Consider the following 429-nt stretch of genomic DNA (forward strand, 5'->3'; position numbering starts at 1 on the left):
CAACCATCATCCTATCCAATCGTAAGTACAAGATCCTTATCGACGAATATCAGGGCGTCGGCGCAACCCCCGGGCCTACAGCCATGAACATGCTCGATCTGTCCAACCCTGAGATCGACTGGGTCAAGATCGCCAATGGCATGGGTGTTGACGGGGCGCGCGCTGATACTCTGGAGCGTTGCGGTGACCTGATGAAGCAGAGCTTCAAGAGCGACGTGCCGTTCGTGATTGAACTCTCGATCGGGTGACGATTGTCGCGAACTAGTCCCAGCGGAGGTGCCTATGGCCGCACGTGATCCCTCTAATCTGCGAAGCGCGCGTTGGTTTGGACCGGACGATATGCGCACGCTTAGCCATCGCGCCCGGATGAAGCAGATGGGCTATGCGAGCGATGACTTCGACGGCAAGCCCGTCATCGCCATCCTAAAC

At 57.6% G+C, this 429-nt stretch carries 1 protein-coding gene; it reads left to right on the forward strand.

Annotation, left to right across the window (positions count from 1 at the left end):
- Positions 1-248: thiamine pyrophosphate-dependent enzyme (locus tag EN807_RS32620; protein ID WP_246684501.1), on the forward strand; the 248-nt coding region annotated here is incomplete at its 5' end.
- Positions 249-429: the final 181 nt, after the last annotated feature.

This window comes from Mesorhizobium sp. M5C.F.Ca.ET.164.01.1.1, assembly GCF_004792125.1.
GTDB classification, from domain to species: Bacteria; Pseudomonadota; Alphaproteobacteria; order Rhizobiales; family Rhizobiaceae; genus Mesorhizobium; species Mesorhizobium wenxiniae.